This is a genomic window from Arthrobacter sp. P1_B9, assembly GCF_056406495.1.
On record NZ_JBFUAA010000019.1, the window covers coordinates 61785 to 68401 of the forward strand.

Consider the following 6617-nt stretch of genomic DNA (forward strand, 5'->3'; position numbering starts at 1 on the left):
CCCGCTCATGCGGGGCCGGGAACCTCCGGCCCCGCATCCCCGGCAGCGGCTTCATTCGGGGTTTCCGTTGGGGCCGTGTTTGGGGCTTCGTTCGGGGTATTGCCGGCGGCCGCATCCTGCACCGCGTCAGGGCCCGCAGGGGGTTTGTCCGGGGCCGCGTCCTGCGCTTTGCCCGCCAGGCGGAGCTTCACGACGGCGGCGTACTCATCCACGTATTCCTGGCCGGAGAGGCGCATGAGTTCGTACATGATCTCGTCGGTCACTGAACGCTGGATCAGCCGGTCATCCTCCATGCCGTAATAGCGGCTGAAGTCGAGCGGTTCGCCAAAGATCATGCCGATGCGGCGGATGTTGGGCACGCGCTTGCCGATCGGCTGGACTTTGTCCGTTCCGATCATTGCCACCGGGATGACCGGGACGCGGGCCTGCAGCGCAAGGCGCGCAACCCCCACCTTGCCGCGGTAGAGGCGCCCGTCGGGGCTGCGGGTCCCCTCGGGGTAGATGCCCAGGAGGGAACCCTTCTTGAGCACGTCCATGCCGGCGTTCAGCGACTGCGCGGACGCGGCGCCCCCGGACCGGTCCATGGGGAGCTGGTTGGTGAGCCGGAAGAAGGCTGCGGTCAGCCTGCCCTTGATCCCGGTGCCGGTGAAGTACTCGGATTTCGCCAGGAACGCGACCGGCCGCGGCACCATGACCGGCATGAAGATGGAATCCGAAAAGGAGAGGTGGTTCGAGGCAAGGATCGCGGCGCCCTCGGCAGGGACGTTGTCGAGGCCCTTGACCCAGGGCCGGAACAGCAGCCTGAGCACCGGCCCCAGGACAAACGTCTTCATGAACCAATAAAACACTCGGTGACCTCTCCGGAAGGCGTCTGGCCTGCGGCCCGAACCGGGTCCGGCCAGGCTTCAATGGACACCTTACTCTAGTGAGTTTTGGCGCTAAGGGTGACACGATGGGCTCATGACTGAAAGCAGCACCCCCCCTGCGCCCGCCGCTTTCAGCTACCCGGGCCACGGCCCCAACGCCCGGACCGGTGTGGCCATCTGCCACGGCTTCACAGGCAGCCCGCTCAGCGTCCTGCCGTGGGCCCGCCACCTCGCCGCCCAGGGCTTCGCCGTATCGGTACCGCTACTGCCCGGGCACGGCACCCACTGGCGGGATCTCGCCCGGCAGGGCTGGCAGGACTGGTACAGGAGCTTTGAAACGGCGTACCTGGACCTGGCCGGCCGGACTGATGACTGCTATGTCGCGGGACTGTCCATGGGCGGCACGATCGCCCTGCGTACCGCGGCCCGCCACAGCGTGGCCGGCGTGGCCGCCGTCAACCCCGGCCTGAGCTTCTATGACCGCAGGGTCCGGATCGTGGGACTGCTCAAGTACTTCCAGCGCACCACCACGCCCATCCAGGAGGAGAATTCCACGGCGGCCACCACCGACGACGGTGACTACTCCCTGACGCCGCTGGCCGCCGTCCACCAGTTGCGCCGGCTGTTCGCCGCGACCCTCCGGGACCTGCCGTCCGTCTCCGCCCCGGCCCTGGTGTTCAAGTCGGACACCGACGCGGTGGTCCCGCCGTCGTCCCTGGCGCTGCTGCGCAGGCGGCTCGGGTCCCGGGAACTCACGGTGGTTCCCCTCCCGAAGAGCGGGCACGTTGCCACCCTGGACGCCGATGCGCCGCTACTCTTTGAAGAATCAGTGCGTTTCTTCCTGCAGCACGCCCACGCCATTTCGCCGCCCCGCGCCCCCTCGGAGTCCCCATGAGCATCCTCCCGGACCATTCGCCGTTCAGCAGCCCGTTCACCGGAACCATCCCCCGGACCGGGGTCGTGGTCTCGCACGGCTTCACCGGCAGCCCGCACGGTGTGCGGGACTGGGCGTTATCCCTGGCCGGTGCCGGGTTCGCCGTCCGGCTGCCCCTGCTGCCGGGGCACGGAACGAGCTGGCAGGAGCTGGCCAAGACCCGGTGGCAGGACTGGCATGCTGCCTTGGACGCGGCCTACCTGGAGCTTGCGGAAGAATGCGACGTCGTGGTCGTGGCGGGGCTGTCCATGGGCGGCGCCCTCGCGTTGCGGATCGCGGCCACCCGCCCCGTGGCGGGGGTAGTGGTGGTCAACCCCGGCCTGGTCATCGATGATCCCCGCGCCCCGCTGGCGGGCGTCTTGAAGTTTGTCCTCAAGAGCACCCCGGCGATCGCCAATGACATCCTCAAACCGGGCATGGACGAGTGCGCCTACCCGCGCACCCCGGTGGCCGCCGCGCACGAGCTCAACAAGATGTTCAAGGACACCGTGCGGCTGCTGCCCCGCGTCACGGCTCCGGTCCAGGTCTACCGTTCCACAGTGGACCACGTGGTGTCCGAGTCCAGCATGGAGGCCCTGCGCCGCGGGTTGACCAACGCCCCGCTCGAGGTGGTCCGGCTGGAAAACAGCTACCACGTCGCTACCATGGACAACGACGCGCCCGAGATCTTCCGTGGCACGGCCGAATTTGTCCGGTCCGTTGCAGCCGCAGCCGGTCCGGGCGCCGCCCGCGCCAGCCGGAAGGACACGGCCAATGACTAAACCGGACCCCGACGTCCCTGACCCCGAGACCCCTGACCCCGACGACGCCCGGTCGCCTGGCGCTGACGCATCCGGCCTCCAGCGTCCGGGCACCACCCCGCCCCCTGAGGCGCAGGACCCGGCCGCCGCGGACGAACCGCTTGCCGATGACGACGCCGTGTGGCTGGATCTCGTCGCCAGGCTGGAAGGGGTCGGGACAGGCGGGGACGAGGCAGTGGGGGGAACTGACGGCCCGGCCGGCGAAGCGGACAGCGCCGCCGGCACCGGCGCTGGCTCCGGTGCTGGCTCCGGTGCTGGCACCGGTGCGAACAGGTCGTTCAGCGATTTCGACCCGCTGGGCCTCGCCGGCGTCGCGCCGATCGAACTTTCCGCCAGGGAGCGGCTCGCCTCCGCCCCGGGGAACCCGGCCGCGGGCAGCAGTGAGGCACCGGACACCGCATCCGGCCCCCGGGACTACGAGGCCGACGACGACGATGGCGTGTTCGTCCCGGAGGAGCCGCCCAGCCTGGCCGGTGCAGATCCGATGACCGTCCTTGCCTGGATTGGCGCGGTGGGCGGCCCGATTGCGCTCGTGTTCTCGGCGATGTTCTGGCGGTCGGCCCCGACGCTGGCGATCGTGGGCATGGTGGCCGCGTTCGCGGCCTCCGTGGTGTTCCTGATCATGAAGCTGCCGGGCGAGAAGGACGAGCACGACGACGGGGCGCGCATCTAGTCCACCCGGTCAGGGCGCCAGGCACCGCGCTGGCTGGTTCAGGGCCCAGGAAGGCACGCTACTGGGTGTGCATGCGGCTGCTGACCCGGGAGAGGTCGGCGGCGCCGATCAGCCCGGCGTTGGGTCCCAGGGCCGCCAGTTCGATCTCCGCCGCGGGGCGGAAGCCGCGGCCGGTGAGGTTCCGCGCGAAGGCCTTCCGGGCCGGCGCGACGAGCAGCTCGCCGGCGTCGCACAGTCCGCCGCCGATCACGAACTTGCCTGGGTCCAGTGCCGCTGCGAGGTTCGCCAGGCCAAGGCCCAGCCACTCCCCGACGTCCTCGAGGAGTTCGCGGGAGGTCTGGTCCCCGGCCTTGGCCAGCTCCGTCACGATCACGCCCGTAATGCGTGCCACGTCGCCGTCCACGGCCTTAAGCAGTTCCTGGGCAACCGGGGAATTCGCGGCGGCCAGTTCCCTGGCCTCGCGGCCGAGCGCATTGCCCGAGGCGTATTGTTCCCAGCAGCCGCGGTTGCCGCACTCGCAGCGGTGCCCGCCCGGCATGATGATCTGGTGGCCAAACTCCCCCGCCACACCGAAGCGGCCGCGTTCGAGCCGTCCGTCCATGACCATGGCCCCGCCGATTCCGGTGCCCAGGGTGATGCAGACCAGACGGTCCTGTCCCTGCCCGGCGCCGAAGCGCCACTCCGCCCAGGCGGCGGCGTCGGCGTCGTTGGTCAGCAGGACGGGGCGGCGCAGCAGCCGCTGCAGGTTCTCGCGCAGCGGTTCATTGCGCCAGGCCAGGTGCGGGCTGAAGAGGACAGTGCCGCCGTCGAGGTCCATCCAGCCGGCAGCGCCGATTCCGACCGACCAGATCCGGTGTCCGGCGCCCAGCTCTCCGACGAGTTCGACAATGACCTGCTCCACGGCGCGCGGGTCGTTGCCCGGGGTGGAGCGTTTGGCCTGGCTGAGGATCCTGCCCTCGGCGTCCACCACGCCGGCAGCAACCTTGGTTCCCCCGATGTCGACGCCGATCGCCAGGCCCTTGCGGCCCAGCCGCAGGTGTGAGCGGAGGTCGTGCCCGGCCGTGGCGGCCGCGGCTCCGGCCAGGGTCCTGCTTCGCCAGGCGGCGGTCCGGCGGCGCAGGCCGGGCTGCCGGCCGGGTGTTGGTGTCTGCATGGTGCCCCATTCTATTCGCCGGGGCCGCAACGGCAGCGAAAGCCCGGCCGAATGACGCGGCAGCAGAGCGCCGCGCACGTGCCCGCAGCATCCCCGACTGGCGGAACGGCGGCCCCGACCGTAAAGTTACTCGCCAGTAGGTGTCGCAGAACACACCTTCGGGGGGCCGCATACTAGGCTTAGCGGTACCCCTTGCGGGCCTATGGATACCAAAGGAGCTGTCGTGCGAGAAATCATTGTCCCGCCCCTGGTGAATGTCGATCCGGACACCAATGTCACCGATCTCGTGGTGCGCCAGGCGGCCAAGGCCTCCAACCCTGCGCTGTTCTCGCGGCTCGACGCGGCCGGCCAGTGGCAGGACGTCCGCGCCACGGAATTCCTGGCCGACGTCTCGGCCCTCGCCAAGGGCCTCATGGCCAGCGGTGTGGCCGCCGGCGACCGGGTGGGCATCATGTCCCGCACCCGGTATGAATGGGCCCTGATCGACTTCGCCATCTGGTTCGCCGGCGCCGTCTCGGTCCCGATCTATGAAACCTCCTCCCCCTCCCAGGTGGCCTGGAACCTTGGCGACTCCGGCGCCGTGGCCGCGTTCGGCGAATCGGCGCACCACGAGGACATCATCCGGCAGGCGGCCACCTCCGAGGGCCTCACCGCCCTGGGGCATGTCTGGCAGCTCGAGGGCGACAGCCTGGACGAGGTCCGTGCGGCGGGAGCCGGCGTCAGCGATGCCGAGCTCGAAGCACGCCGCAGCCAGGCGTCCCTGAACGATGTCGCCACGATCATCTACACGTCGGGCACCACTGGCCGGCCCAAGGGCTGCGAGCTGACGCACGGCAACTTCGTGGAACTGTCCGAGAACGCGCTGGTCACGTCGCTGGGCACGATCGTCCACGAGCAGGCGCGGACCATCATGTTCCTGCCCATGGCCCACGTCTTCGCACGCTTCATCTCTGTGCTGGCAGTCGCGGCCGGCGTCACGGTGGCGCACACCCCGGATATCAAGAACCTGCTGCCGGATCTGCAGAGCTACAAACCGACCTTTATCCTCGCCGTCCCGCGCGTTTTCGAGAAGGTCTACAACTCGGCCCTGACCAAGGCCGAGGACGGCGGCAAGGGCGCCATCTTCCACCGCGCCGCGGACACCGCCATCGAATTCTCCCGGGCCCGGCAGGCCGGCAAGGTCGGGCTCGTGCTGAAGCTCAAGCACGCCGTGTTCGACAAGCTCGTGTACAGCAAGCTACGGGCCGCCATGGGCGGGAACGTCTCCCATGCCGTTTCCGGCGGCGGCCCGCTCGGTGAACGGCTGGGCCACTTCTTCCAGGGCATCGGCATGCAGATCCTGGAAGGGTACGGGCTGACTGAAACCACGGCGCCGATCACCGTCAACACCCCCGACCTGATCAAGATCGGCACGGTCGGCGCCCCGATTCCGGGCAACTCCGTCAGGATCGCGGACGACGGCGAGATCCTCGCCAAGGGCGTGTGCGTCATGCGCGGCTACTACAAGCGCGATGACCTGTCCGCTGCAACCTTCGAGGACGGCTGGTTCCGCACCGGCGACATCGGCCAGCTGGACGAGGCGGGGTTCCTGACCATCACCGGGCGCAAGAAGGAAATCATCGTCACGGCCGGCGGCAAGAACGTCGTCCCGGCCCTGTTGGAGGACCAGATCCGCGCGGACGCGCTCGTCTCGCAGGTGCTCGTGGTCGGTGACAACCGCCCGTTCATTGGTGCCCTGGTGACCCTGGACGAAGAAGCGCTGCCCGGCTGGCTGGGCCGCCACGGGCTCCCGGCCTCGACCTCGCTCGCCGAGGCTGCCGTCAACCCCGCCGTCATGGCCGCGGTCCAGGAGCTCATCAACCACGCCAACCAGTCCGTGTCCCAGGCCGAGGCGATCAAGTCCTTCCGGATCGTGCCGGCCGACTTCACCGAGGCCTCCGGACATCTGACCCCCTCCATGAAGGTCAAGCGGGCACAGGTGCTCAAGGACTTCGAGAACGTGATCGAGGAAATGTACAGCGCCAAGCGTCCCACCCTCGCCTAGGCTGCAACCGCGACCGCCCCGCACCGAAACCCCGCACCAGAGCAACGCGGGGTCAGATACGGCCCATCCGGCGCCCCCTGATGGGCCGTATCTGACCCCGCGTTGCTTTTGTTCGGGAGGCAAGGTTCGGCAGAAACAGAAGGGTCC

The 6617-nt window shown here is 69.2% G+C and carries 6 protein-coding genes; 4 read left to right on the forward strand and 2 right to left on the reverse strand.

Annotated features, from left to right (window positions below; all coding sequences use genetic code 11):
* Positions 1-5: 5 nt before the first annotated feature.
* The gene (locus AC1D1A_RS19645) at positions 6-848 is read right to left on the reverse strand and encodes a lysophospholipid acyltransferase family protein (protein ID WP_476948494.1); all 843 of its coding nucleotides are present in this window, start codon (positions 846-848) and stop codon (positions 6-8) included.
* A gap of 112 nt (positions 849-960) precedes the next feature.
* On the opposite strand from AC1D1A_RS19645, the gene AC1D1A_RS19650 reads away from it, so the two are divergent.
* Genes AC1D1A_RS19650 through AC1D1A_RS19660 form a run of 3 tightly spaced genes read left to right on the forward strand, consistent with a single transcriptional unit; the run spans position 961 to position 3273 of the window.
* On the forward strand, positions 961-1761 hold the full coding sequence (locus tag AC1D1A_RS19650) for an alpha/beta hydrolase (RefSeq protein WP_476948495.1): 801 nt from the start codon (positions 961-963) through the stop codon (positions 1759-1761).
* Positions 1758-2561 carry an alpha/beta hydrolase gene (locus AC1D1A_RS19655; protein WP_476948496.1) on the forward strand — a complete coding sequence of 268 codons (804 nt, stop codon included), beginning with the start codon at positions 1758-1760 and terminating at the stop codon, positions 2559-2561. Before AC1D1A_RS19650 ends, AC1D1A_RS19655 begins: the two co-directional genes overlap by 4 nt.
* Complete coding sequence (locus AC1D1A_RS19660; protein ID WP_476948497.1) at positions 2554-3273, forward strand: hypothetical protein; 720 nt, start codon at positions 2554-2556, stop codon at positions 3271-3273. Before AC1D1A_RS19655 ends, AC1D1A_RS19660 begins: the two co-directional genes overlap by 8 nt.
* Before the next feature lie 58 nt (positions 3274-3331).
* On the opposite strand, the gene AC1D1A_RS19665 is transcribed toward AC1D1A_RS19660, so the two are convergent.
* Positions 3332-4426 (reverse strand): ROK family glucokinase, encoded by a 1095-nt coding sequence (locus AC1D1A_RS19665; RefSeq protein WP_223916600.1) that lies wholly within the window; start codon positions 4424-4426, stop codon positions 3332-3334.
* A gap of 223 nt (positions 4427-4649) precedes the next feature.
* Here AC1D1A_RS19665 and AC1D1A_RS19670 point away from each other — a divergent pair, with 223 nt between their 5' ends.
* The gene (locus AC1D1A_RS19670; RefSeq protein ID WP_223916598.1) at positions 4650-6470 is read left to right on the forward strand and encodes an AMP-dependent synthetase/ligase; all 1821 of its coding nucleotides are present in this window, start codon (positions 4650-4652) and stop codon (positions 6468-6470) included.
* Positions 6471-6617: the final 147 nt, after the last annotated feature.